The sequence below is a fragment of the Marinobacter salinus genome, from assembly GCF_001854125.1.
Classification (GTDB): Bacteria; Pseudomonadota; Gammaproteobacteria; order Pseudomonadales; family Oleiphilaceae; genus Marinobacter; species Marinobacter salinus.
The window spans coordinates 182,000-206,234 of record NZ_CP017715.1 but is presented as its reverse complement, the minus strand read 5'-3'; the positions used below and the strand labels follow the sequence as shown (position 1 = coordinate 206,234).

23 protein-coding genes are annotated in these 24,235 nt (G+C 57.1%); 7 read left to right on the top strand and 16 right to left on the bottom strand.

Annotated elements, in window-relative coordinates; translation table 11 throughout:
• Positions 1 to 73: 73 nt before the first annotated feature.
• Complete coding sequence (locus BKP64_RS01015; protein WP_070964799.1) at positions 74 to 838, bottom strand: IclR family transcriptional regulator; 765 nt, start codon at positions 836 to 838, stop codon at positions 74 to 76.
• A gap of 294 nt (positions 839 to 1,132) precedes the next feature.
• Between BKP64_RS01015 and bhcA the strand changes: the two genes are divergently transcribed.
• The 4 genes from bhcA to bhcD all read left to right on the top strand — a co-directional run bounded on the left by bhcA (position 1,133) and on the right by bhcD (position 5,555).
• On the top strand, positions 1,133 to 2,302 hold the full coding sequence (bhcA, locus tag BKP64_RS01010; protein ID WP_070964797.1) for an L-aspartate--glyoxylate aminotransferase BhcA: 1,170 nt from the start codon (positions 1,133 to 1,135) through the stop codon (positions 2,300 to 2,302).
• 29 nt (positions 2,303 to 2,331) lie between these two features.
• Positions 2,332 to 3,294, top strand: coding sequence for a beta-hydroxyaspartate dehydratase BhcB (gene bhcB, locus BKP64_RS01005; RefSeq protein ID WP_070964794.1), 963 nt, complete (start codon positions 2,332 to 2,334; stop codon positions 3,292 to 3,294).
• A gap of 26 nt (positions 3,295 to 3,320) precedes the next feature.
• A complete protein-coding gene (gene bhcC / locus BKP64_RS01000; RefSeq protein ID WP_070964791.1) occupies positions 3,321 to 4,484 on the top strand; it encodes a 3-hydroxy-D-aspartate aldolase BhcC in 1,164 nt (387 codons plus the stop codon).
• Between the two features lie 66 nt (positions 4,485 to 4,550).
• A complete protein-coding gene (bhcD, locus tag BKP64_RS00995; protein ID WP_099092544.1) occupies positions 4,551 to 5,555 on the top strand; it encodes an iminosuccinate reductase BhcD in 1,005 nt (334 codons plus the stop codon).
• Between the two features lie 18 nt (positions 5,556 to 5,573).
• Here bhcD and hypE read toward each other — a convergent pair whose 3' ends face one another.
• The 11 genes from hypE to BKP64_RS00940 are packed head-to-tail and all read right to left on the bottom strand — an operon-like array spanning position 5,574 to position 15,492.
• Entirely contained in the window at positions 5,574 to 6,620 is a 1,047-nt protein-coding gene (gene hypE, locus BKP64_RS00990; RefSeq protein ID WP_070964786.1) for a hydrogenase expression/formation protein HypE, read from the bottom strand.
• Positions 6,617 to 7,720 carry a hydrogenase formation protein HypD gene (gene hypD, locus BKP64_RS00985; RefSeq protein ID WP_070964782.1) on the bottom strand — a complete coding sequence of 368 codons (1,104 nt, stop codon included), beginning with the start codon at positions 7,718 to 7,720 and terminating at the stop codon, positions 6,617 to 6,619. Before hypD ends, hypE begins: the two co-directional genes overlap by 4 nt.
• Positions 7,717 to 7,944, bottom strand: a complete 228-nt coding sequence (locus BKP64_RS00980) for a HypC/HybG/HupF family hydrogenase formation chaperone (RefSeq protein ID WP_070964780.1) — start codon at positions 7,942 to 7,944, stop codon at positions 7,717 to 7,719. Before BKP64_RS00980 ends, hypD begins: the two co-directional genes overlap by 4 nt.
• Positions 7,917 to 10,253 carry a carbamoyltransferase HypF gene (hypF, locus tag BKP64_RS00975; RefSeq protein WP_070964777.1) on the bottom strand — a complete coding sequence of 779 codons (2,337 nt, stop codon included), beginning with the start codon at positions 10,251 to 10,253 and terminating at the stop codon, positions 7,917 to 7,919. The genes BKP64_RS00980 and hypF overlap by 28 nt, the downstream gene beginning before the upstream one ends.
• On the bottom strand, positions 10,250 to 10,531 hold the full coding sequence (locus BKP64_RS00970; protein WP_070964774.1) for a hydrogenase/urease maturation nickel metallochaperone HypA: 282 nt from the start codon (positions 10,529 to 10,531) through the stop codon (positions 10,250 to 10,252). Before BKP64_RS00970 ends, hypF begins: the two co-directional genes overlap by 4 nt.
• Positions 10,524 to 11,003, bottom strand: coding sequence for a hydrogenase maturation protease (locus tag BKP64_RS00965; RefSeq protein ID WP_083329119.1), 480 nt, complete (start codon positions 11,001 to 11,003; stop codon positions 10,524 to 10,526). Before BKP64_RS00965 ends, BKP64_RS00970 begins: the two co-directional genes overlap by 8 nt.
• Positions 10,996 to 12,285 carry a Ni/Fe hydrogenase subunit alpha gene (locus BKP64_RS00960; RefSeq protein WP_070964769.1) on the bottom strand — a complete coding sequence of 430 codons (1,290 nt, stop codon included), beginning with the start codon at positions 12,283 to 12,285 and terminating at the stop codon, positions 10,996 to 10,998. The genes BKP64_RS00965 and BKP64_RS00960 overlap by 8 nt, the downstream gene beginning before the upstream one ends.
• Positions 12,275 to 13,057 (bottom strand): NADH-quinone oxidoreductase subunit B family protein, encoded by a 783-nt coding sequence (locus tag BKP64_RS00955; protein ID WP_070964767.1) that lies wholly within the window; start codon positions 13,055 to 13,057, stop codon positions 12,275 to 12,277. The genes BKP64_RS00960 and BKP64_RS00955 overlap by 11 nt, the downstream gene beginning before the upstream one ends.
• A gap of 1 nt (position 13,058) precedes the next feature.
• Positions 13,059 to 13,889 (bottom strand): FAD/NAD(P)-binding protein, encoded by an 831-nt coding sequence (locus BKP64_RS00950; RefSeq protein WP_070964764.1) that lies wholly within the window; start codon positions 13,887 to 13,889, stop codon positions 13,059 to 13,061.
• Positions 13,886 to 14,359 carry a cyclic nucleotide-binding domain-containing protein gene (locus BKP64_RS00945; RefSeq protein WP_070964761.1) on the bottom strand — a complete coding sequence of 158 codons (474 nt, stop codon included), beginning with the start codon at positions 14,357 to 14,359 and terminating at the stop codon, positions 13,886 to 13,888. The genes BKP64_RS00950 and BKP64_RS00945 overlap by 4 nt, the downstream gene beginning before the upstream one ends.
• The gene (locus tag BKP64_RS00940; protein ID WP_070964757.1) at positions 14,356 to 15,492 is read right to left on the bottom strand and encodes a 4Fe-4S dicluster domain-containing protein; all 1,137 of its coding nucleotides are present in this window, start codon (positions 15,490 to 15,492) and stop codon (positions 14,356 to 14,358) included. Before BKP64_RS00940 ends, BKP64_RS00945 begins: the two co-directional genes overlap by 4 nt.
• Before the next feature lie 241 nt (positions 15,493 to 15,733).
• On the opposite strand from BKP64_RS00940, the gene groL reads away from it, so the two are divergent.
• On the top strand, positions 15,734 to 17,350 hold the full coding sequence (gene groL / locus BKP64_RS00935; RefSeq protein WP_070964754.1) for a chaperonin GroEL: 1,617 nt from the start codon (positions 15,734 to 15,736) through the stop codon (positions 17,348 to 17,350).
• Between the two features lie 38 nt (positions 17,351 to 17,388).
• On the opposite strand, the gene BKP64_RS00930 is transcribed toward groL, so the two are convergent.
• Positions 17,389 to 18,789, bottom strand: coding sequence for a hypothetical protein (locus BKP64_RS00930; protein ID WP_083329118.1), 1,401 nt, complete (start codon positions 18,787 to 18,789; stop codon positions 17,389 to 17,391).
• 379 nt (positions 18,790 to 19,168) lie between these two features.
• Here BKP64_RS00930 and BKP64_RS00925 point away from each other — a divergent pair, with 379 nt between their 5' ends.
• Positions 19,169 to 21,190, top strand: a complete 2,022-nt coding sequence (locus tag BKP64_RS00925) for an oleate hydratase (protein ID WP_070964752.1) — start codon at positions 19,169 to 19,171, stop codon at positions 21,188 to 21,190.
• Between the two features lie 106 nt (positions 21,191 to 21,296).
• Here the strand turns inward: BKP64_RS00925 and BKP64_RS00920 are convergent, their stop codons facing one another.
• Positions 21,297 to 21,677 carry a SpoIIAA family protein gene (locus BKP64_RS00920; protein WP_070964749.1) on the bottom strand — a complete coding sequence of 127 codons (381 nt, stop codon included), beginning with the start codon at positions 21,675 to 21,677 and terminating at the stop codon, positions 21,297 to 21,299.
• Positions 21,678 to 21,791: 114 nt separating this feature from the next.
• On the opposite strand from BKP64_RS00920, the gene BKP64_RS00915 reads away from it, so the two are divergent.
• Positions 21,792 to 22,910, top strand: coding sequence for a hypothetical protein (locus BKP64_RS00915; protein ID WP_070964747.1), 1,119 nt, complete (start codon positions 21,792 to 21,794; stop codon positions 22,908 to 22,910).
• A 22-nt stretch (positions 22,911 to 22,932) separates the two neighbouring features.
• Here BKP64_RS00915 and BKP64_RS00910 read toward each other — a convergent pair whose 3' ends face one another.
• On the bottom strand, positions 22,933 to 23,307 hold the full coding sequence (locus tag BKP64_RS00910; protein WP_099092543.1) for a hypothetical protein: 375 nt from the start codon (positions 23,305 to 23,307) through the stop codon (positions 22,933 to 22,935).
• A 66-nt stretch (positions 23,308 to 23,373) separates the two neighbouring features.
• Positions 23,374 to 24,234: a LysR substrate-binding domain-containing protein gene (locus BKP64_RS00905; RefSeq protein WP_070964742.1), complete on the bottom strand. Its 861-nt coding sequence runs from the start codon at positions 24,232 to 24,234 to the stop codon at positions 23,374 to 23,376.
• Between the last annotated feature and the right edge of the window lies 1 nt (position 24,235).

Genomic DNA, 24,235 nt, shown 5'->3' with positions numbered 1-24,235 from the left:
TTTTAATAAAGTCAGCAACAGTAAGCGCCGCTCTCCGGAGCGGCGCGTCTGGCTCTCCTGCTTGTCTTTGGTATTAGCCTGGCTGATACCCCAGGTGGCGTGAGATTGCTTCACCCGCTTTTTTCAGTTCGCCGATCCACTCGTCTTTCCTCCGCTCGATAGGAGCAGAAATAGACAGCCCCGCGCTGACGTTCCCGGATTTTTCGAACAGCAGAACACCAATACACCCCACGCCAATCTCCGCTTCTTCGTTATCCAGCGCATAGCCCTGACGAACGCCGATAAAACAGGCCTCTTCAAGCTTCTCCAGCGAAGACAGCGTATTGCGGGTGTAGGCAGGCAGATTGGTTCGCCGGGCGTAACTTTCAATCTCTTCTTCCCCCGCAAGGCCCAGCATAAGCTTACCCACAGCGGTGACATGCAGTGGGGCGCGACTGCCTACAATCTGGTTGACATGCATCATGCGATTTGGCGTGACCTTTTCAAAATAAATCACCACATCACCTTCCCGAATCGTGAGGTTGATGGTTTCACCCAAACGGTCACATAGCTCCTGCATGTATGGGAGCGAAACAGCTCGCAGGTCGATATCCGAATGCAGACGGTTGCTCAGTTGCAACAACCTCTGACCTAAACGGTAATCGCCACTGGAGTCCCTTTCAACAAAACGATTACTGATCAGTGACTGGAGAATCCGGTAGGCCGTTGATGGCGCCAGCCCAGTCTCAGCACTCAATGCTTTCAGTTTGACTGGTTTGGAATAACGGCCGATTGCATCCATCAGCAACGCTGCCCGGTCAATGACCTGAATGCGGGGTTCAATCTTGGTATCAGTCATCAAGCTCTCCGGGTTAAAAGACCAGACCATGCTCAAGGTCGGGTTAATAATTCTACAAACTGGATCTATTATTTCACAATGTGGAAATTTTATTAATAACTAACAAACTTTTTTACTCCTTTAAAACCAATCGGTTAAAAAACGGCTAATTTTTTGTTTTGATATTCCACATTATGGAATTCTTTCATATTGAGTAATTAGAACTAAGGGGCCTATGGTTAAGACATGAAGCACGAGAGGCGGCCACGGCGACGGGGCTTCCCATAATGACAAAAACGAAGGGAGTGAAAACTCATGTTTGAGCAGAACCCTATCTTTATTCCCGGGCCCACCAATATCCCCGACCGACTGCGCCACGCAATGAATGTGCAAAGCAGCGACCACCGGTCACCGGACTTTGTTGAGACTCTCGCCCCGCTACTGCAGGACTGCAAGAAAGTTTTCGGGACCCAGTCGGGCGAAGTCGTTCTGTTTCCCTCCAGTGGCACCGGGGGCTGGGAAGCTGCCATCTGCAACACTCTGTCCCCCGGCGATAAGGTTTTGATCGCCCGCTACGGTATGTTTTCCCATCGCTGGATTGATATGTGCCAGCGGCATGGGCTGGACGTTCAGATCATTGAATGCTCATGGGGCAGCGGCGCGCCCGCGGATGAATTTCAGCGGGCCTTGAGCGCCGATACCCAGCACGAGATCAAAGCGGTATTGGTAACCCATAACGAAACCGCGACCGGCGTAAAAAGTGACATCGGCGCCGTTCGCGAAGCGATGGACAGCAGCGCTCATCCTGCCCTGTTGCTGGTTGACTGCGTTAGCTCACTGGCCTCCATGCCTTTCGAAATGGACGACTGGGGCGTAGATATCGCTGTTTCGGGTTCCCAGAAGGGTTTCATGCTGGTCACCGGCATGGCTATCCTCGGGGTCAGCCAGAAAGCACTGGCCGCGATGGAGAACGCCGAACTGTCGCGCACTTTCTTCGACTTCCGCGGGATGATGGCGGCCAACGCGCAGGGCGGATTCCCGTACACACCGCCGTTGCAATTGATTTACGGCCTGCGGGAAAGCCTGAAGATGCTGTTTGAAGAAGGGTTGGACAATGTTTACGCCCGTCACTTCCGGCTGGCAGAGGGTGTCCGCCAGGCGGTCAAGGCCTGGGGACTGGACCTGTGCGCCCAGTCTCCCGAACTCCATTCCCATACCGTTAGCGCCATATACGTGCCCAAAGGTTTTGACAGCAACAAACTGACCGACCACGCGTTCTCGAAGTACGGCGTCTCCTTCGGCATTGGCCTGGGCGAAATGTATGGCAAGGCATTCCGCATTGGCCACCTGGGCTCCCTGACCGACACCATGGTTCTGTCCGGACTGGCAACCATCGAGATGGCCATGGCGGATCTTGACTACCCCATCGAGCTGGGCGAAGGCGTTCGCGCCGCCCAGTCCTATTTCCGCAAAACGGCAGCATAACCGGTCGACGCTGACTGACGAGGTGAACCATGAGCGATGAAAAGAACCAAATACCCACGTTTGACGATGTTCTGGAGGCCCATGAGCGGATCAAACCTTACATACACAGGACGCCGGTACTGACATCCCGGTTCCTGAACGAGTTGACTGGAGCAGAACTGTTCTTCAAGTGTGAGAACTTTCAAAAGGCCGGGGCCTTCAAAGTGCGTGGCGCCTGCAATGCGGTGTTTGGCTTAGATGCCGAGAAAGCCGCAATCGGCGTCGCTACCCATTCCTCCGGCAACCATGCTCTGTCGCTTTCCTACGCGGCGGGCCAGCGCGGCATCCCGGTAACAGTGGTCATGCCTCACACTGCACCTCAGGCCAAGAAGGACGCAGTAGAAGGCTATGGCGGCAGAATCGTCGAGTGTGAACCCTCCACCACTTCCCGCGAAGCCGTCTTTGCCGAGGTCGTGGCCGAATCCGGCGCAGACTTTGTACACCCCTATAACGACCCGAGGGTTATCGCCGGCCAGGCCACCTGCTCCCTCGAACTTCTGGACCAGGTGCCAGGCCTGGATGCAGTTATCGCTCCCATCGGTGGCGGTGGCATGATCTCCGGAACCTGTCTAACCCTGTCAAACAAGGCTCCGGGCGTGAAGATATACGCAGCGGAACCACTGAATGCTGATGACGCAGCCCGCTCCCTCAAGGCAGGTCACATCATTGCCGATGATGCGCCGAACACTGTGGCGGACGGTTTAAAAGTACCCCTGAAAGAACTGACCTGGCATTTCGTGAGCAACTACGTCTCGGACATCTTCACCGCGACCGAGGAGGAAATCATCGAAGCCATGAAGCTGACGTGGAAGCGAATGAAGATTGTGATTGAGCCCAGCAGTGCGGTACCGCTGGCCGCCATCCTTAAGAATCCTGAGGTCTTCCGAGGAAAACGAGTCGGCGTGATCATCACCGGCGGCAATGTGGACCTGGACGCACTTCCCTGGAACTGAAACAACATTTGATTAGGAGACATATCATGACAGCCTTTATACGCCCCGAAGAACTGGAAGTTGGTTACGACATCCCCGCCGCTATCGGCATGGATGAAAGCGAAATTCAGACCCCTTGCCTGATCCTCGACCTGGACGCACTGGAACGCAACATCAAGAAAATGGGCGACTATGCCAAGGCGCATGGAATGCGACACCGGGTGCACGGCAAGATGCACAAGTCCGTTGATGTCGCCAGATTGCAGGAAAAACTGGGGGGCGCTATCGGCGTATGCTGCCAGAAGCCCTCTGAAGCTGAAGTTTTCGCCCGGGCCGGCATCAAGGACATACTGGTCTCGAACCAGGTACGCGGTTCGCTGAAAATCGACCGCCTCGCCCAGCTTCCCAAACATGGCGGACGGATCATCGTTTGCGTTGACGACATCGAAAACGTCGCAGACTTATCGGCGGCCGCCCAGAAGCATGGCACCGAACTGCACTGCTTTGTGGAAATTGACTGCGGTGCAGGGCGTTGCGGCGTCAACTCCACTTCTGAGGTTGTTACCATCGCGCAAGCCATTGATGCTGCCCCCAACCTCAGATTCACCGGAATCCAGGCCTATCAGGGCGCCATGCAGCACATGACATCCTACGACGAACGCAAGGCAAAACTCGATGCCGCCATTGCCATGGTGCAGGACGCGGTGGATGCCTTGAAAGCAGTAGGCCTGGAGCCGGAACTCGTCTCAGGGGGAGGTACCGGTTCGTACTATTTCGAGAGTAACTCTGGCGTTTACAACGAGCTGCAATGTGGTTCCTACGCCTTCATGGATGCCGATTATGGGCGCATCCTTGGCAAGGACGGCAAACGTATCGACCAGGGCGAATGGGAAAACGCCCTTTTTATCCTGACCAATGTCATGAGCCACACCAAAGCCGACAAGGCCATTTGCGATGCCGGCCTCAAGGCTCAGTCTGTCGACAGCGGTCTACCGTTTATCTACGGACGCGATGACGTGGAGTACATCAAGTGCTCAGACGAGCACGGCGTGATCAGTGATCCGCAGGGCGTTCTCAAGGTGAACGATAAGCTCAAGCTGGTGCCCGGGCACTGCGATCCGACCTGCAATGTCCACGACTGGTACGTTGGCGTTCGCAACGGCAAGGTCGAGGCGCTATGGCCCGTCAGCGCCCGCGGCAAAGTGTTCTGATCCATGCTTCTGAGCCCCCTGGCCCCTGGCCGGGTGGGCTGACTGATACTCCGAAGGAGAATAATGATGGAAACGTCATCCAAAGAACCATCCCAGCCACATCAGATTCTGATCGTGAACGAAGACGCCTGCCGGGAAGTCATTGGGCGCCATGAAGCCTTTCAGGCAGTCGAAGCCGTGTTCGCATCCATGGCCCGAGGAGGCGCCTATAATTTCCCCGTTGTGCGTGAAGCGATCGGCCATGCCGACGCGCTCTACGGCTTTAAATCCGGATTTGACCGCGAAGCACTGGTTCTGGGCGTAAAGTCGGGGGGGTACTGGCCAGGCAACGCCGCCAGAGGACTCACCAACCACCAGTCCACTGTCGTTCTTTTCGATCCTGACACCGGAAGACTCAAGGCGCTGGTGGGGGGCAACTACCTGACCGCCGTCCGCACCGCAGCATCCTCCGCCGTATCCATTGCCCACCTTGCCCGCAAGGATGCAAAAGTGCTGGGAATGGTCGGTGCCGGCTATCAGTCAACGTTCCAGCTGAAAGCAGCACTTGAACAACGAGCCTTTGAAAAAGTGGTGGCATGGAACGCCCATCCCGAGCACCTGACCCGGCTGGCCGCCATATGCGAAGAGAAAGGCATCCCCTTTGAAGGAGTGTCGCGACAGGAATTGGGAGCACAGTCGGACGTAATCATTACCATTACCTCCGCATTTGAACCGCTATTGGACGCTGACTGGATCAAGCCCGGCACTCACCTGGCGTGCATGGGTACCGATACCAAGGGCAAGCAGGAAGTTGATCACAAGCTTCTGGCACAGGCGACGGTTTTCACCGATGAGATTGCCCAGTCGATCAGTATCGGTGAGGCCCAGCACGCAGTGGCTGCACAAATCCTGTCTGAAGATCAGATCACGCCGATCGGAGAAGTGATCAACGGCACGAACCCTGGCCGCCAATCAGAGGCCGACATCACCCTGTTCGATGGCACCGGCGTCGGCCTGCAAGACCTGGCCGTGGCATCAGAGGCTGCGAGGCTGGCCGAAACAGGTGGGCTTGCCCAAAGGGTCACACTATAAATCAGGCCGTACCATTAGCTAGCAGATGCGGGGCAGCTGTTCACCAGAAAGCATGTCGACAACACGGGAGCCGCCAATGACGCTTTGCGCGGTGACCAACCCCGCGCTTCCCTCCAGAAACAGGCCGATATCGACGGCCGCTTCGCTCACACTGTGACGCCTGAGGATGTCGATTGCCCGATCAACATCCTCAGGCGCGACGACCGCCATAAAGCGGCCTTCATTAGCCACATGCAAAGGGTCCAGGCCCAACAGCTCGCAGACCGCAGAAATGTCTTCCCTCACCGGGATATCCGCTTCCTGTATCCGGGCCGCCAGGCCAGCGGTTTCAGCCACTTCCACCAGCGCACTGGCGAGGCCGCCACGGGTAAGATCCCGAAGGCAGCGTATGGCTATACCCTCATTGAGTAGCGCCATAACCGGCGGCGCAATTGACGCACAATCACTCTCAATCGCCGATTGCAGATCAAGTTTCTCCCGTGCAGCCATCACCGCAATACCATGCCGGCCGATATCGCCACTGAGCAATAGCCGGTCCCCTGGCCTAACCTGGCCGGGTTCAATCGGGTGATTTGCCACGACCCTCCCGACTCCGGCGGTATTGATATAAAGGCCGTCTGCCTTGCCACGCTCCACTACCTTAAGGTCGCCGGTGACTATCCGCACACCCGTCTCTCTGGCAGCGGCGGCCATGGAATCGACAACCCTCCGCAGGGTGGCCAATGGCAAGCCTTCCTCCAGGATAAAACCCGCGCTCAGATACTGCGGCTCTGCCCCGCACATCGCAATATCGTTCACCGTGCCGTGGACTGCCATTGCTCCGATATCAGAGCCCGGAAAAAATAGTGGCCTTACCACGAAGGAATCGGTCGTGAATGCCATGGCTCCGGGCATGTCCAGCACCGCGCCGTCATGCTGGCGCTCCAGCCATGGATTATCAAATGCTGGGCGAAAGAGGCTGTCGAGCAACCGTGCCGTCGCCCGTCCACCGCCACCGTGGGCCATTTTTACAAGCTCCCGGCCCTCGCTACTCAGTGGGCAGTGCTGCTCACTGTCCTCATTCATTCGACTGGCCTCCGGACTTGTCTGCGATAACGGTAATAGGCGGCACAGGCCCCCTCCTCGGAGACCATGGTAACCCCCAGGGGATGCTCGGGCGTGCAGCGGGTGCCGAACGCGGGACACTGGTCGGGTCTGGTTTCCCCTCGCAAAACAGCACCACTGGTGCATTCCCCCTGGCTTTCATCCTGGCTGATCACCGCACCGAAACGGGCTTCGGCGTCAAAGGTTTGGTACGCCGGCGATACCCCAAGGCCGCTGGCAGTGATCTCTCCCATCCCCCTCCAATGCCTGGGGACTATCTGGAAAACCGACTCCATTACCTGCTGGGCCAGTTGGTTACCCGGGCGGCGAACTGCCCGGCTATACTGGTTCTCTACAATGCTCTCGCCCCGCTCCAACTGGTGTATGCATCGATAGACCCCTTCCAGGATGTCCAGCGGCTCAAATCCGGTCACCACGATTGGCACGCGGTGCTGGCGTGCAATGGGCTCATACTCCGCATAACCGGTTATTGTGCAAACGTGGCCTGCTGCCAGAAACCCATGGATACGGTTACCGGGGCGGTCTAACAGGGCGCAAATCGCCGGTGGCACCAACACTTGCGAGACCAGTACCGAAAAATTCACAAGTCCTTCCCGATCTGCCTGGTAGACGGTCATGGCATTGGCTGGTGCCGTGGTTTCGAACCCCACTGCAAAGAAAACCACCTCGTTACCAGGGTGATCGCGAGCCACGGCGAGCGCCTCCAGGGGTGAGTAGACCACCCGGACGTCGGCACCCCCGGCACGAGCGGCCGCCAGGTCCGATTTCGTTCCGGGTACGCGCAGCATATCGCCAAACGTACAGAGAATGACGCCCGGTGTGCCCGCGATGTCCAGAGCCTTGTCGATGTAATCAATGGGGGTCACACAGACGGGGCAACCCGGCCCATGGATGAGGGAGATCTCTTTCGGTAGCAGCTGGTCAATCCCGAAGCGCATGATGGCGTTGGTCTGTCCGCCACACACTTCCATGAGTGTCCAAGGGCGAGTCGTGATGCGCGCAATGGCATTGGCATAACCCCGGGCGGCATCGGCTGTGCGGTATTCGTCTCGATATTTCATTGCTGCAGCGTTTCCAGATACTCGAAAACCCGTTCGGCTTCCCGCGGGTCCAACACCGTAATGGCAAACCCTACATGCACCAGGATGTAGTCCTCAGGCTTCACTTCCGGCACATACGCCAGATTAACGGACTTGATGACACCGCCGAAATCGACCCTGCCCTGACGAGTGAGTGGATCATCACCCTCAATGCTGATCACACGTCCTGGTACGGCCAGACACATAATGCCTCCCTGTTCTGATGTACCCGAGATGCCCAGGCCAGCTGCCCCAGAGCCAGGCCGCCATCATTGGGCGGCACCTGGCAGGGCCAGAAAACCTGAAAACCGGCTCTGTTCAGTGCTGTTACGGTAGTCCCCAGCAGGCAGGCATTCTGAAAACACCCGCCACCCAGAGCAATGCGGGATAGCTCCGCCCGTTTCGCCACTCTGACAATAACGTTGACCAGCGCCTGTTGAAAGGCAGCGGAAATTTCAGACACCGGTGCGCTCCGGGCAATGTCCGCCAGTATGCCCTGAATCACGGGCTCCCAATCTACCTGCCAGGGGCGATCTGCGCCCGGCACGGACAGGCCAAACTTGTAAGCCCTGGCTCCAGCCTCACAGCCCTGCATTGCTTCCAGTTCTGCTGCCGCCTGCCCTTCATAACTGGCCTTCTGGCGAATTCCGACCAAGGCGGCCACGGCGTCAAAAAGGCGACCGATACTTGAGGTTTCCGGAGCATTCAATCCCGACTTGAGCGCCTGTAAAAGGAGCTTCCTTTCAGCCCGGGAAAAATCGCTCACCGGCAGCAGCGACTCAAAGCCCATGACCGGCTCTCCCATCAACGCATACAGAATCCCGAGGGCCGAACGGCGGGGCTCCCGTGCAGCCGCTTCACCGCCGGGCAGAGGAAATCGCCTCAGGTGCGCCAGCCGCTTGTAACCTCGCGAGTCTACTCGCAGGAATTCCCCGCCCCACAGTGTCTGGTCCTCGCCCAGGCCACTGCCATCCCAGGCCACTCCCAGTATCGGCTCACGAATTCCATGCTCGGCCATGACGGCCGCGATATGGGCTACATGGTGCTGCACCGGACGCTGAACCGGTCCCATCTCCTGTGCCCGGCGCGTTGTGTAGTAGTCGGGGTGGTCGTCATGGGCCCAGCATTGCACCCGGGTAGCAAACAGTCCCTGCAGGCTATCCACAGTGTGTTCGAAACCTTCCCGGCCCAACACACTGTCCATATCTCCAAGGTGCTGACTCAACACCACTCCGGCATCGGTGCTCAGTGCTACCGTGGTTTTCAGGTGGCCGCCAGTGGCGCCCCACCCCGGGAGCATCGGGAAAGACAAGAACAGGTTCGGCGAGTAGCCACGCGCACGCCGAAGCAGTTGCGGGCGGCCAGCCACCACGTGAGCCACGGAGTCGTCCAATGGGCGTAAAATCGAACGGTCATGGACCAGAAAACCATCGGCGATATCGGCAAGCCGTGCCCGCGCGTCACTGTTATCGATCGCAATCGGCTCACCGCTCCTGTTACCGCTTGTGGCGACAACCGGGAATCCCAGATCCCGCAGCAACAGCTCATGCAGCGGGGTAGAGGGCAGCATCACCCCAAGCTCCGACCTGCCCGGGGCTATGTTGTCAGCCAGACCATGGTTGCGCGTGTGCAACAAAACAATCGGCCGCTCCGGGCCGGCAAGCAACTGGCGTTCCTGCTCCGTTACCGGGCAAGCCACTTGCAGGGACTCCATAGAACCGAACATAACGGCAAGCGGCTTGTCGGGCCGACCTTTTCGCTCACGCAGTCTTTGTACTCTCTGGAGCTTCCGGGCGTCGACCAGAAGCTGAAATCCGCCCACCCCCTTGAGGGCAATGATCTCGCCAGCGGCCAAGCGACTGACCGCCACAGCCAGTGCCGCGCCGCCTTCCGCCAAAGTGTCACCATCGCTTCTGCAAAAAGCCAGATGCGGGCCACAGTCCGGGCAGGCCGCAGCCTCGGCATGGAAACGCCGGCTGGCCGGGTCATGGTATTCCTCCAGACAACGACCACACATCTGAAAGTGTTTCATCGCGGTATTCGCCCGATCATAGGGCAACGCCTCGATCAGGCTGTAACGGGGGCCGCAATCCGTGCAATTGATAAAGGGATACCGGTAGCGTCGGTTATCGGGGTCATACAACTCCTGCAGACATTGCTGACACGTGGCCCAGTCCGCAGGCAACTGCGCGGAGGCCTCCCCGCGCTTTTGGCTCTCCCGAATGCTGAATTCCCGAAACGCCCCGGGGTGGGCAACGGGTTCTGTGTGAACATCGTCAATGCGGGCATTTGCCGGAGCATGTTGTATCAACGCGGAGACCAACTGTTTCAACACCAACGGATGACCTTCCGCCTCAATCTCCACTCCCTCGGGTGAGTTTCCAACCCACCCTGTGACCCCCAGATCCGTAGCCTGGCGATAGACAAAGGGGCGAAAACCCACGCCCTGAACAATGCCCCGAACACAGACCCGCCAACGAGTCAGGGGTGGTTCGGCGGTGCTATCCTGCGTCACTGTAACGCCTCGTCGTCCATCTCCAGTTCCAGGCTTTGCAACAGAACATCCTGGGCATTGGCATGATTGATATCGTCCGAGGACTCAATCTTCAGGCGTGCCCGCTCAGCGCAGGTACCTGCTGCTTCCTGTCGAAAGTGTTCGCTGAAGTGGTCCGGAGACATGTGGCAAAGCGCCCCCAACCAGACCGTGATGTCCACAACCCGGTCTGCTTTCTCCTCAGTACAAATCGCCTGAAGCTTCTGAACCAGGTTCTTGACCAGCGCCGTCTCATGCATTTCCATCCTCCTGTGCAATGGCATCGAGCAAGGCCTGGGTTACCTTGGGAATGGCCGCATCTACAGGCGCCGATAGCCCCTCACCCGCCTCGAAAGTGGCGGCCTCCACTGCAAAAACGCGGCACACCGGGGGCAGCACGCCCAGGGCCCGCGCCAACTCAACAGCCTCAGACAGCCCCAACGCATGAGACGAATACGCACCACCCAGTGATGGCAAGGGCTTCTCGCTGGCATCGAAAGCCCGAAGACTGCCAGGCTCCAGTCCCATTGCTGCGGCATCAACCAGATACACAGCCTCGGCTCCGTCCATACAATCCATCAGCCCCGCAACTTCACCATTGTGCTCAAAGGCACTGACCGATTCCGGCAACCGGCCCTGAAGTGCCTGCACCACCGCAGGCCCGACCGCATCATCTCCCCGATCCGTGTTACCAATGGCAATGATCCTGACGGACTTGAAGGAATTACTCATGGCGGACATCCAGCTTCAAAAAGTGCGTTGCGCAGGAGATGCAGGGGTCGTAGTTCCGAATGGTCTGTTCACAGCGCTCCCGAAGCACATCGGCCGGCAAATCCAACCAGCCGCCTACCATTTCCTTCAAGTCGGCTTCGATGCTGGGCTGATTCTGCGATGTGGGGGGCACGATTTGCGCCTCCTGGATCCGGCCTTCTGCATCCAGCCGATAGCGGTGGAATAGCAGCCCTCTTGGTGCCTCAGTGCACCCAAAGCCCTCCGAGGCCTTCGGCTCATGAGCCAGAAAAGGCTGTTCGGGTTCCTGGTAAGCGTCTATCAGCCGCAGAGCCTCGTCACAGGCGTACAGCACTTCAATGCTCCGCACCACAATGCTTTGAAAAGGGTTATTGCAGGTGGCGCCCAGGCCCGCGTCTTTAGCAGCCTCCCGTGCCATAGGGGAAAGCTGGTCAAAATTGAGGCTGTAGCGCGCCAGGGGTCCGACCAGATAGCAGTCGTGCTCTCGCAGGTGCGAATGCAACGCTGTCGAACGTTGGACGTGGGACTCCACGAAGTGCTGATTGTAGTCCTCAACAGCGATATCCAGACCGCGACTGGAAATAATTCGCCCAGCATTCATGGGGTACTCATCCGGATGGTGCAGCGCCACCAGATGGTAATCGCGATCGGCTTCCGGAATGTCCAGGCCGGCCGTCCAGCGCACCGTTGCCAGCGCATCGTCACGGGCCTGCTTCAAGGCTTCAGCCAGAGGCGCCAGTTCCTTTCGGGTCGGGGTCCGATAGAACCCACCCACGCGCACATTGATGGGATGGATTTCGCGGCCACCCACCAGCGCCATGATGGCGTTACCGGCTTTTTTCAGGGCCAGCCCCCGTTTGACAATGTCGGGATAATCCTTGGCCATATCCACCGCCCCGGCGTAACCCAGAAAATCCGGTGCATGCAGCATGTAGATGTGGAGCGCGTGGCTTTCAATCCATTCACCGCAATAGAGCAACCGTCGTAATGCTCGCAGTGGCCCGTCCACATCAATGCCCAGTGCGTTTTCCATCGCATTTACAGAACTCATCTGGTATGCGACCGGGCAGATACCGCAGATACGGGCGGTGACATCCGGCGCCTCTGAGTAATCCCGTCCGCGCAGCAACCCCTCGAAAAAGCGCGGTGGTTCGAAAATCCGCAATTCGGCATTACGGACCTGACCATCTCGAACCGTCACATTGAGCGCGCCCTCACCTTCCACCCGGGCCAGATAGTTCACTTTTATGGTCTTACGGCTCATGACGTTCACTCTCCTCCCGGAAAGGATCGGCCCATGCATTGAATGTCCGATAAAAGCGCAGGCGCTCGTCCTGATTCATTCCCAGTTGATCCAGTCGCTCACTCAGGGCCGACGCATTCGGATTTTCCTTGGGTCCATAACAGCCGTAACAGCCCCGATTGTAGGACGGGCACAAAGCATCGCAGCCAGCGTGAGTCACCGGCCCCAGGCAAGGCGTGCCATGAGCGACCGTTACGCAGACATTGCCCTTGAGTTTGCAGTCCAGGCATACGCTGTGCGCCGGTGTAACGGGGCGTCGCCCGCGCAGGAACGCTGAGATGACTTCCAGCAACTGGGACTTGCTGATCGGACAGCCACGCAACTCAAAGTCCACAGGCACGTGATCAGAGATAGGTGTCGAGGTGGACAGGGTCTCGATGTACTCGGGGTGCGCATAGACGGCAGAGAGAAAATCGTCGATGTCAGCGAAGTTCCGCAACGCCTGAATGCCCCCGGCAGTGGCACAGGCACCGATTGTCACCAGGGTGCGGGACCGCCGGCGCACCTCCTGGATGCGTTCGGCATCGTGGGCGGTGGTGATCGATCCTTCGACCAGAGAAAGGTCGTAGGTACCCCGAATACTGCTGCGGGTGGCTTCCGGGAAATAGGCAATCTCAACCGCTCCGGCAACGCGCAGTAACTCATCCTCGCAATCCAGCAAACTCAGCTGACAGCCATCGCACGAGGCAAACTTCCAGACTGCCAGCCTCGGTTTTTGGTCAGTGCGGGGCATATCAGAACTCCTTGAGACTCAGCAACCCACGGACCCGGTCAAACGACAGTACCGGACCATCCTTGCAGATAAACGTGGCCCCGAACTGGCAATGACCGCAGTGCCCCAGGGCACATTTCATGTTCCGCTCCATGGACAGAAAAATAGCGTCATCCTCTACGCCGGCACCGCGCAGTGCACTTGCGGTGAACCGCATCATGACTTCCGGCCCGCACACCATGGCAACGGTGTCTTCCGGATCGAACGCCAGCGTCGGCACCAAAGCGGGGACCACACCAACCTTGCCCTGCCAATCGCTACCGGCATGATCCACCGTTATATGGACTTCAAAGTCCGGAAGCTTGCTCCACTCTTCCAACTGATCGTGGAAAAGGATGTCTTCAGGGCTGCGTGTGCCATATAACAGCAACACACGACCATAACGCTCCCGGTTGTTTAACACGTGGTAGATAGCAGGCCGTAACGGTGCCAGCCCCAACCCGCCAGCAACAAGCAGGAGATCCGATCCCTCCGCGGCCGCCATTGGCCACCCGACACCAAATGGCCCGCGCAAACCCACCGTGGCCATCGGTTGCAGAGCCGCCAACTGCCTCGACACAGGCCCGACTGCCCGGATTGTATGAACCAGGCTCTCCGCCAGACTGGTGTCACCACTGATACTGATAGGAACCTCCCCCACTCCGAACATATACAGCATGTTGAACTGCCCCGGTATACAGGGTCGCCCTCCGGCCTTCCCTGGCTCAAGCTCCAGAGTCCAGGTGGTCTCCAGCTCCTGCTGTCGGCGCAGAACCCGGACCGGCTCAGGCAACCAGAAATCCGTTGAGGTCACCCTGCTGGCCCCTCCGGCGCGCCGTACACATCCAGAATCTGCATTTGCGTTGCGTGAAGCCGCCCCGCCAATATCGGGAGCAACCGGTTCAGGACTGCGTAACCCAAAGCCGGGTCCTGATCGCATTTGTTCCGCAAGCAATGGGCGTCCATCGCAATCGCCCGGGTCAGGCCTATCGCGCGGGCATCACAGGCCCAGTGATAGGGAGGCAAGATCCAGGATATTCCCACCACATCGCCATCATGCAGGGTTTGAAAGCGGACAGGCGCTTTCCCCGGCACCGCAAGTTCAAGCGCCACTTGGCCATGGCGAACCAGATACAGATAATCTGCGTCGTCGCCCTGATGAAAAAGGTATTCCCCAGCGTTGAACCGGACATTTCGCGCACAGCCACACATGAGGTCACAGAATTCGGTATCCAGCCCCTCGAAAAATGGGTGTTCGCATACGATTTGGGCGATGGATTTCATGTTTCTTCTCCTGGGAGGGTATCACCCTGAATGGCGCTCACTTCCTCGGTGATATCGATGCCTACAGGACACCAGCTGATGCACCGGCCACAACCCACGCAGCCCGACATGCCAAACTGATCCACCCAGGTAGCCAATTTGTGAGTCATCCACTGGCGATAGCGGGACCGGGTCGATTGGCGGAGACTCCCACCGTGAATATAGGAAAAGTCCGCGTTAAAACAGGAGTCCCAGCGTCGACTGCTCTCAGCTGTTACACCTTCGAGGTCAGAAGTATCTTCCATGGTGGTACAAAAGCATGTCGGGCAAACCATGGTGCAATTGGCACAGCTCAGACAGCGCTCGGCAACATCGTCCCAGCGGGGATGTTCCAGGTTATCCAGCAGAAGCGCGGGAATGGCCACCTGCGGCATCTTTCTCCCCATGTTGTTGCGGGTTCGCTCAACGACTGCCGTAGCTGCGGCGTGATGGGTCTCGGTAGCCTCTTCACGGGGCAACCCGGCAAGAATTTCTGCACCTTCCTCTGATCCAGCCCGAATGAGGAAAAGGTGATGATCGTCGGCCAGCAGCTCAGTGAGGACAAGATCATACCCACTGCCGACTTCAGGCCCGGTATTCATGGAGTCGCAAAAACAGGTACCGCCCGCTTCGGAGCAATTGAGTGCTACCAGAAAGGCGCGCTCGCGGCGGCTTTTATAATGGGGGTCGGGATACTGGTCTCCCATCAACACCCGGTCTTGAATGCCAATGGCTGCAAGCTCACAGGCCCGCACGCCCAGAAACGCGTAACGCGGTGGCTTATCTTCAGCGGCCACAAACCGGAGTTGGTCCTCATCAAGCGTTGCGTGCCACAGAGAGACCCGAGGCGGATGCAAAAAACGTTTCCAGCTATAGGGGCCAACTGCATAACCGAACAGGGCATCGTCGGCCCGGGGCTTCAAACGATAGTGCCCCCCGTCCTGTTCATCGGTCCAGCCGGCCGGGAGATCGTCGATACAGGAGAGCTGATCATAAACAATAGCCTCGTCACGGACTCTTGGCCCGACGACCTCGAAGCCTCGCTCGGTCAATGCATCAAGAAGGCATTGCAACCCGTCCAGTGTAATGACAGAAGCATCGCCAAAGTTTTCCATTCCGGGCCCTTTCAACCGTTACGGTGAACAAGCCGCCCACCGAATCATTCCCTCACCTAAGCTTTGGCAAGTCGAAGAATTCTGTCAATGTTGAGTAAAGTCTTAATAAAAGGTTTTTACGTCGCCCGCCGTTATTATCTCGCTGCTTCATGACCTGGATCATGATTTTCAGGCGGCCTGCCGCCAAAGTTATAAACGGGTCCAGTTGGTAACCGTTCCCCTGACTGATGCGGAGTAGTTTATGGCACGCAAAGAGCTTTTGTTTGATAACCCGGCCCGACAAAAGTTACTCGCTGGGGTAAACGAACTGGCCCGGGCGGTGGGAATTACACTTGGGCCAAAATCAAAATCCGTTCTGATTGAGAAATCCTACGGTCCGCCGCTGGTATGTAATGACGGCGTGACCATCGCCCGGGAAGCCAGCGTGGAAGATCGCGTTGAAAACCTCGGCATACAAATGCTCCGACAGGCTGCCGAAAAGACAGCCGATGCTGTTGGTGATGGCACCAGCACAGCGACCATACTGGCTAGTGCGCTTTACACAGACGGGGTTCGAAACGTGGTCGCAGGTGCCAGCGCAATCGACCTGAAAAAGGGGTTTGATCTTGGTCTGGCGCTGGTAACAGAACGCCTGCATGAGTTGTCCCAGCCCGTTCAAACCCGCAAGGAAAAGCAGCAGGTAGCCGCTATCTCCGCTCACAATGATGAGTCCATTGGAGCGCTGGTGGCTGAGGCGATGGAGCGTGTCGGCGATGAGGGCGTAATTACGGTTGAAGAATCGAAAACCACTGAAACGGTGCTGGACGTCGTAGAGGGTATGCGCTTTGAGCGAGGCTACCTTTCACCATATTTTGTGACTCATCCTGAAAAAATGGAGGTGGAGCTTGAGAAACCTTACATCCTTCTCAGCGACCGCCGTATCAATGCCCTCCAGGATATCGTGCCGCTACTTGAACAGGTAGCCAAGTCAGCCAGACCTCTCGCCATCATTGCCGAGGACGTCGAGGCCGAAGCTCTCGCGACCCTGGTGGTAAACCAGGTTCGAGGCATTCTGCACAGTGTTGCCGTCAAAGCACCGGGGTTCGGTGACCGGCGCAAGGCAATGCTGGGAGACCTCGCGACACTCACGGGCGCGACGGTCATTTCCGAGGAAGTCGGACTCAGTATCAAGGATGTCACGCTTGACCATCTCGGTAACGCCGAGCGGCTAATCGCTGACAAAGAAAACACCACGATTATCGGCGGCGCCGGAGCTCAACCGGAAATAAAGAACCGCATTGCCCAGATTCGCCTGGAGATGGATAAAACCACGAGTGATTATGACCGGGAAAACCTCCAGAAAAGGCTGGCAAAACTCACCGGAGGCATAGCAGTCATCCGGGTCGGAGCGCCCGCAGAGTCCGAGCTTAAAGCGAAAAAGGATGCCCTGGACGATGCCATCTCGGCCACCAAAGCGGCAGTCGCCGAAGGCATCGTTCCAGGTGGAGGCCTTGCCTTGCTTCGCTGTTCGGCTGTTCTGGAACGTCAGCTTAAGACGCTGGACGGGGACGAAAAAACCGGAATACAGATCCTTTTACGGGCCCTCGGATCCCCGGCTCGCACGATCGCCGAAAACTCTGGCGTTGACGGTGGCGTAATTGTCGCCCAGATGCTCAAAAGCAAGGGCAACAAAGGTTTCGACGCTGCCAGTAACACCTACACGGACCTGATGGGGGCAGGCATTGTTGACCCCACAAAAGTGGTGCGTATTGCCCTTGAGAACGCAGTATCCGTAGCCAGTATGCTGTTACTGAGCGAGGCAACGATGACTGAAGTCTCGGAAAAGCCAAGTGATTCGCCCCCAGTAACCGGCCTCTGACAACAGAACTGTTCAAATTAACCGGGGTCTTACTCGGCTCAAATCTGCTTGTTAACCGTTCCGGACAGAGCGCTTCGATTGCCATCCGTATCGAGAGTGCGCATGGCAAAATACCAGGTGCCCGCTGTCAACTCGTCCACCAACAACTCTTCAACGGACGCGTCGCCGATAGCAAGGGTATTGTCCAGTGCATCCGGGTCCGTACCATAAACCACCTCGAAGCCCGCAATCTCGCCCATAGTCAGGCTGTCGCCGTTAACCCGTGTCAGTGGTGCTGTCCAACTGAGCACAGCAGTATTTGCGGGCAAGGCCGGTTCCGGAACGGTATCTGTGACAGGAGCCTCTGTCGTGGCGTCTCCGGTGGTCGTCCCGGAAGTGTCGGAGCTATCAGCAACCGAAGTATCGTTGATTGTTGAGGTGGCTGGCGCCTCCGTCGTATCCGTCGTATCTGCGACACTGGTATCGGGTTCGCTGTAGACATCGGCAATGGTCTTGAATCGCTGCACGTTGCGATATTCCACGATCACCAGTTTCTGGCTGATGATGCTTGAATCTACCGTCAGCTGAAGCTCGGACGACTGCGCGGCGGCGGCGGCAACAATATCCGCCAATGACAGATTAATGCCGTCGCCCATGATGTCGATCTGGCCGGTGGCAGCAACCTGCGTGGTCATATTCTGGAGAACATCGGCAATACTTTGCCATTGGGCATTGTCATTTACCAATGCCAGGAAGGCCGCGTTGGCTATTGCCACCTGCAACGCGTCGGCAGAAACCTCACCCAACTGATCGAGCCGGGTAAGGTCCGGCGGCGAGAGTCTCAGGGCGCCAGCAGACAGGCCGAACCAGCCCTCAACGGTCTGATACGCAGTCGACAGCGCAGCCGGGGAAAGCCCCTCGCTGTTGCGCTCCGCCAGGGCCACCGCCAGATGAGTCAGCGGTGTCAGGTACACTGTCTCGGTAATCAGATCCCCGGCACCACGAAGCGCAAAGTCGCTGCCCAGGCCCAGGGTCTGACCGAAAGCAACTGTTTCACCATTCGCCTGGTCACAACCTGGCAACACGTCACAGACCATACGCGTGGACTGATCGGCCCGAAGTTCCACCAAAGCCCAACCGTCAGCTTTACCACGCAAACGCAACTCATAACTGCCGTCGTCAGCCGTTCGTACCGGCTTCGCAGCCAATCGGTCAGCGACATAAATTCCCGCTTTGTCTGACTCCAGACGATTAGCCGTTACCAGGCCCTGTCGAATCACACCCTTTATTGCGGCCCCCGCAACCTGAGCCATCGGCTCGCCTGAGTCCTGCAACGGCGCGCCGCTACTCCCAGTGACGCTGTTATCCTCGGAAAAATCCAGACCGCAGCCGGAAAGCAGTGCCGCCAGGGGTAAAATCAGCAGTCCTTGCTTAACCATTTTATTGCCGCGATTTGACATGTTTTTGCACCGTTTATTTGACATAGTACAAAAATGATACACCCCGGCTTTGTGATGTTTTGCGACTCGGCTCCGATTCACGCGCCCAAATTCGTCAGAAAAATGACACTTACAATTGACAACATCAAGACATCCAATGTAACTCCAAAAAATCCTTAAGACTGATCGCAACCTTATGTTTTTATTACTTAATTAAAATAACGCCTACTGCGGGCCATGTGAATTCAGCGCCGCTAATGATCCGGAAATTACAAATTTAAACAGCGCAGCTCCCGAAAGAGCACCGCCTTGACCCTGATCATCGGGCGAAGGGCCACCCCATGCTATAAACACAGCTGGCCGTTTACGCACCAAACATACTCCCAGGAAGGAGACCACCATGACCCGCCGTCAATCGCCCAAATTCGATACCTCCCGTCTTAAAACTCACATTGACGCCATGACCAAACAAGCCGTGGATGTAACTCCGGACGCCTCATCCAGGCACCTACATAACGGCCTTGATACGCCACTGCCACCCGCAGACCTGCATGGGAGCTACGTCAATCACCGTCCACTGCCCACCAGGGACATCGAGAAACGCCATGCCTACATCATTGGCAGCGGCATTGGAGGCCTTTCGGCAGCCTTCTTCCTTATCCGGGACGGCCACATGCCGGCAGGGAACATTACGATTCTTGAATCCCAGGAGGTCGAAGGCGGCGCGCTTGATGGCGCGGGCAATGCCGAGGATGGCTACATCGTCCGCGGTGGCCGCGAGATGGAGATGACCTACCAGAACTTCTGGGATGTGTTCTCGGAAATACCTGCTCTGGAATTACCCGAGCCTTTCACCGTGCTCGACGAGTACCGGATCGTAAATGACTCCGACAAGAACTGGTCAAAAGCTCGGCTTCTCGAAAAACAGGGCCAGATCCGGGACTTTTCAACAATGGGACTTAGCCGGCTACAGCAGTTGGAGCTGGTACGGCTTTTCCTGGCACGCAAGGAAGACCTGGACGACATCAAGGTGGAGGACTGGTTCAGCGAGGGCTTTCTGAACAGCAACTTCTACACCTTCTGGCGCACCATGTTTGCTTTCGAAAACTGGCATTCGGTGCTGGAAATGAAGCTGTATATGCACCGTTTCCTGCATCTTATGGACGGTCTGAACGACATGACCTCGCTCGTCTTTCCGAAATATAACCAGTACGACAGCTTTGTTCGCCCATTAATGGCGTGGCTGAAGAAACAGGGCGTCAAGGTCCAGTACGACACCATCGTGTATGACCTGGAGATGGATATCAGTGGCGACACCAAAACCACCACCGGAATCCAGTGCCACACCAGCAGTGGGGACAAAACCATCAAGGTTCACCAGCGCGATCTGGTGTTCGTAACCACAGGCTCGATCGTAGAGGACACCGCCTACGGTGATGACGATACGGCTCCCGAATTACGGGTAAACGAGGCGGACCCTAACGTTGGTTCAAGCTGGCAGCTTTGGAGAAACCTCGCAGGGAAGTCACCGGCGTTCGGGCGCCCTGACAAATTCTGCGGTAACGTACCCGCTTCAACATGGGAGTCGGCAACACTGACCTGCAGACCGTCGCCGCTGACGGAGAAGCTGAAAGAACTGTCAGTCAACGACCCTTATTCCGGAAAAACGGTCACTGGCGGCATCATCACCTTCACCGACTCGGCCTGGTTAATGAGCTTCACCGTCAACCGCCAGCCCCATTTTCCGGACCAGCCCGCTGATGTCATCGTGCCTTGGGTCTATGCCTTGATGATGGACAAGCCCGGCGACTATGTGAAAAAGCCTATGCCGGAATGTACTGGCAAGGAAATACTGATCGAGCTGTGTTACCACCTCGGACTCATCAACCAGGTGGACGAAGTCATCGCCGCCACCAAAGTCCGCACCGCCCTGATGCCCTACATCACAGCTCAGTTCATGCCCCGCGCCAGAGGTGATCGCCCCTGGGCGGTACCGGAGGGCTCCACCAACCTCGCCTGCCTGGGTCAATTTGTAGAAACCCACAACGACGTGGTATTCACCCTGGAAAGCTCAGTTCGCACGGCTCGCATCGGCGTATACAGCCTTCTTGGCATCAAGAAACAGGTGCCTGACATCTATCCTGGCCAATACGATATTCGCCGTTTGTTGCGGGCAACTCGTACGCTGAACAACGACGAGGCATTTCTGGGCGAAGGCATCCTTCGCAGGGTTCTGGGGGGAACTTATCTGGAAAATATCCTGCCGCTCGGCCCCGGTGAAAAGCCCGAGGACCTGCGCACGCACGGACTGTTTGAACAACAGCTGAGCACGCTGCGCAGCCTGATCGAAGACAGCCACACGCTGGACACGGCGAAAAGGTGGATTCAGGGGGCAATAGACAACCTGAGCAGGCGTCGCTGAGAGACGCTAAAAACTGACGACCTACGATGCGGGCCCCGGGGCCCGCTAACCCGCGCCGGGACAAAATGGTGAGCGATACGACTAGTGACAAATGCCTCAGTAAACGTTATCCATTCAACCACATGAGAGCATCTGCCTCATGCTCGAAGAACTTCAGCTCGCCCGCCATGAACCAGTTGGCAACCTTTGCGATGTTGTCCTGCCAGACCTTGTGACCAAAAACCGCGATTTTGTCTACTTGCAGGCCATGCTTTAAAGACAGATTGAAATCATCCCAGGCCGCCCGCACTTCCCAGCCCTCAAGTTCCGAGGCATCAAAGAGCACTTTAACTTTCCGTTTTTCCACTCCCTCCAGGGCACCATTAATCATCGGGCTAATCGTTTTGAAGTCATCGTGGGTCAGCTTTCCCTGTGCCTTGAAGGACAGAAAAACATCATCATCGACCCTGTTAATGCCGATGGACACGCCATGCTGTTTGATTGTCATTTCCAGACCCTCCTTGCTCAGTCCTTGCGCCCAAATCAGTGTACAGTTATCCATTGTAGACTTGGAACAGGCCGGGTGTGCCCATGGCTGTGAGTAATTCCGATTGGTGAGCATGTGAAGAAACTTTTCATAATTTGTGGCTTGGCCCTCGTGCTGGCGACCGTTTTCAGCGTGGCCGCCCGCCCTGTGCCTATTGAGCAGAAATTGATTCAGATTCAGGCCGACGATGTCTTGGGTGAATTTCCTGGCATTGGTGAACAACCGGTCGAGTTGCAGGCAATACTGCTGGACCTTGCCGACGACCCGTTGCTGATCCTGAAAGCGCAGGCCGCGTTTATCCGCTATCCCGACATGGCCCCTACCGTATTTTCGCTGTACGGCACGGAACCTGAATTTCAGGCTATTCTGAGGCAATATGGGGAGGCGATACTGCTACCAATCCATCATTTTCTGGCACGGCCTATCCGCTCCATTGAGCTGATGAATCAGGCAAGACAGCGCTACCAGGCAATAAAACAATATTTTGCCGGCACCCCCGATACCACAGACCAGGCCAAAGACCCGTACCGGTCGCTAACCCCGGAAGAGAGAGGCTGGTATGCGGTGAACTTTATCAAGAGTGAAGGTCATGATTTCCTCGGTCAGTTTATTGTGGATGCCGAGGGTGGAACCCAGTGGATCGTCACGGAACGCATGCTGGAGGGACTGAACCAGTTTTTCACCAGCGGCATCCGTAGCCTGGAAACCAGTTATCGCGCGGGTGAAGAACTTAGCGCCAGCGATCTCGGCTGGGCATCGGTCGATGTTCTGGTCTTCGCCAGTGCCGTAAAAGTACTCCGCATGGGACGCGCCGCAACGGTCACCACCAAAGGTGCGAGCCGCGGCACCCGTTCGGCGGCTTTGGCGGCACGTGTCAGTCAGGGTGGTCGTATGGTGCTGAGCAGCGCCCGCTACGCGAAGTGGCCCCTGGTTATTGGTGCCGGCTACCTCGTGATTGCCCATCCCAGCCTTATCAGTGACTTTTTCGCGGGTGTTGCGGATGTGTTGGGCTATCCCGCGCTGGCCGTTCAGTTTGCTGGATGGTTGCTGCTATTGATTCCGGCTCTTTACCTTGGCAGCTGGCTGCTTTGGCTCTTTGGACCGCTGCTCATGGGCGTACTGCGAGCAGCTCACTTCATACTGGACAGACTGAGTGGCAGAAGACACCGTGACTCCGGATATGGGGAGCTCTGAAGCCCAGTCGCTCAATGAACGACTAATCAATCAGCCCTGATCGTGGAACCAGGCAGCTCATCATCGTAATCGAAAGATCCCGGAATACGGCGTCAGATGCAACGATACCGGGGAACCTGTCAGCCATGGCACGCCGACAGGCAGGTTCCCGCGCTCCGCTGCTTTCAATGCACATAGAAAGTTCTTCACTGCCTTTGGATGTCCCGACTGCTTCTTCGCACAGCTCGGGAATCCGCGCAGTCACGTAGTCCAGGACAGCGCTACGTTCCACCGGATCCGAAGCCAGGCGGGTAAAGCGACTGGCGTCGATCGGCTCTGGCTGCTCACGGGTTTGTTCCCAGACCACGAAAATCAATGCGGCTGAAACCAGGACGACCGTAACTGTAGGAAACTTCATTAAAGGCATTCCGCTTTGGTGACGCAAGCCACGGAACATCACGACTCTGTACCATGGGGCTAAAAATTATTGCAGGTTCTGGAATGCCCCTTTAACGTGGCTCGCCAGGGCATCATTAAGGGGGTTGGAACCCCGGCGGACCAGTGCCAGCTGGTAGGAGCCTATCTCGGGCAGATCGTCACTTGCAACCTGTTTCAGGGGCGAGCGCACAAGGCTCTCGGGAAAGGGCGCAATGGCAAGGTCCGCCAGCATGGCGGCCTCCTGGCCGGAGCAGTGCTCACAGGTATATGCAATGCGGTAGGGTGTCCCGGCCCGGTCAAGTGCCCGCAACGTCATCCGACGCCAGGAACATCCCTCATGCGCCACCGCAACTGGCACAGGCGTCCGCTGGAACGCAGAGGATCCCTCGCGGCCCGCCCACACCAGAGGCTCCTCATGCACGACCTCACCACGGATTTTTTTAACCCCATCGGCTACCGTGACCAGGGCCATATCGAGCTCTCCCGCATCCAGTCGCTCCAGGTTCTGCTTGCTTGATCCGACAACAACATTCACCAGCACGGCCGGATAAGATCGGGCAAACTGGCCAAGAACTTCCGGCAAAATCCGGGTACCAACGTCGTCCGAGGTGCCAATACCCACCTTGCCTTCAAGTGTAGGCGCAACGAAATGCTGGACCGCTTCTTCATTGAGCCGCAACAACCGACGGCTGTAACCCAGCAGCACCTCACCCTCTGCAGTTAAACGGACCTGTCGCGGTTCACGAAGAAACAGGGTCTTCCCCAGGTTCTGCTCGAGCTGTTTGATCTGCATGCTTAATGCCGAGGGCGTTCGGTGAACCATCTTTGCCGCACCCGTGAACGTTCCGCACTCGGAAATCGCGACAAAGGTTCTTAATACGTCATTATCAAGCAGCGGAATTTTCACT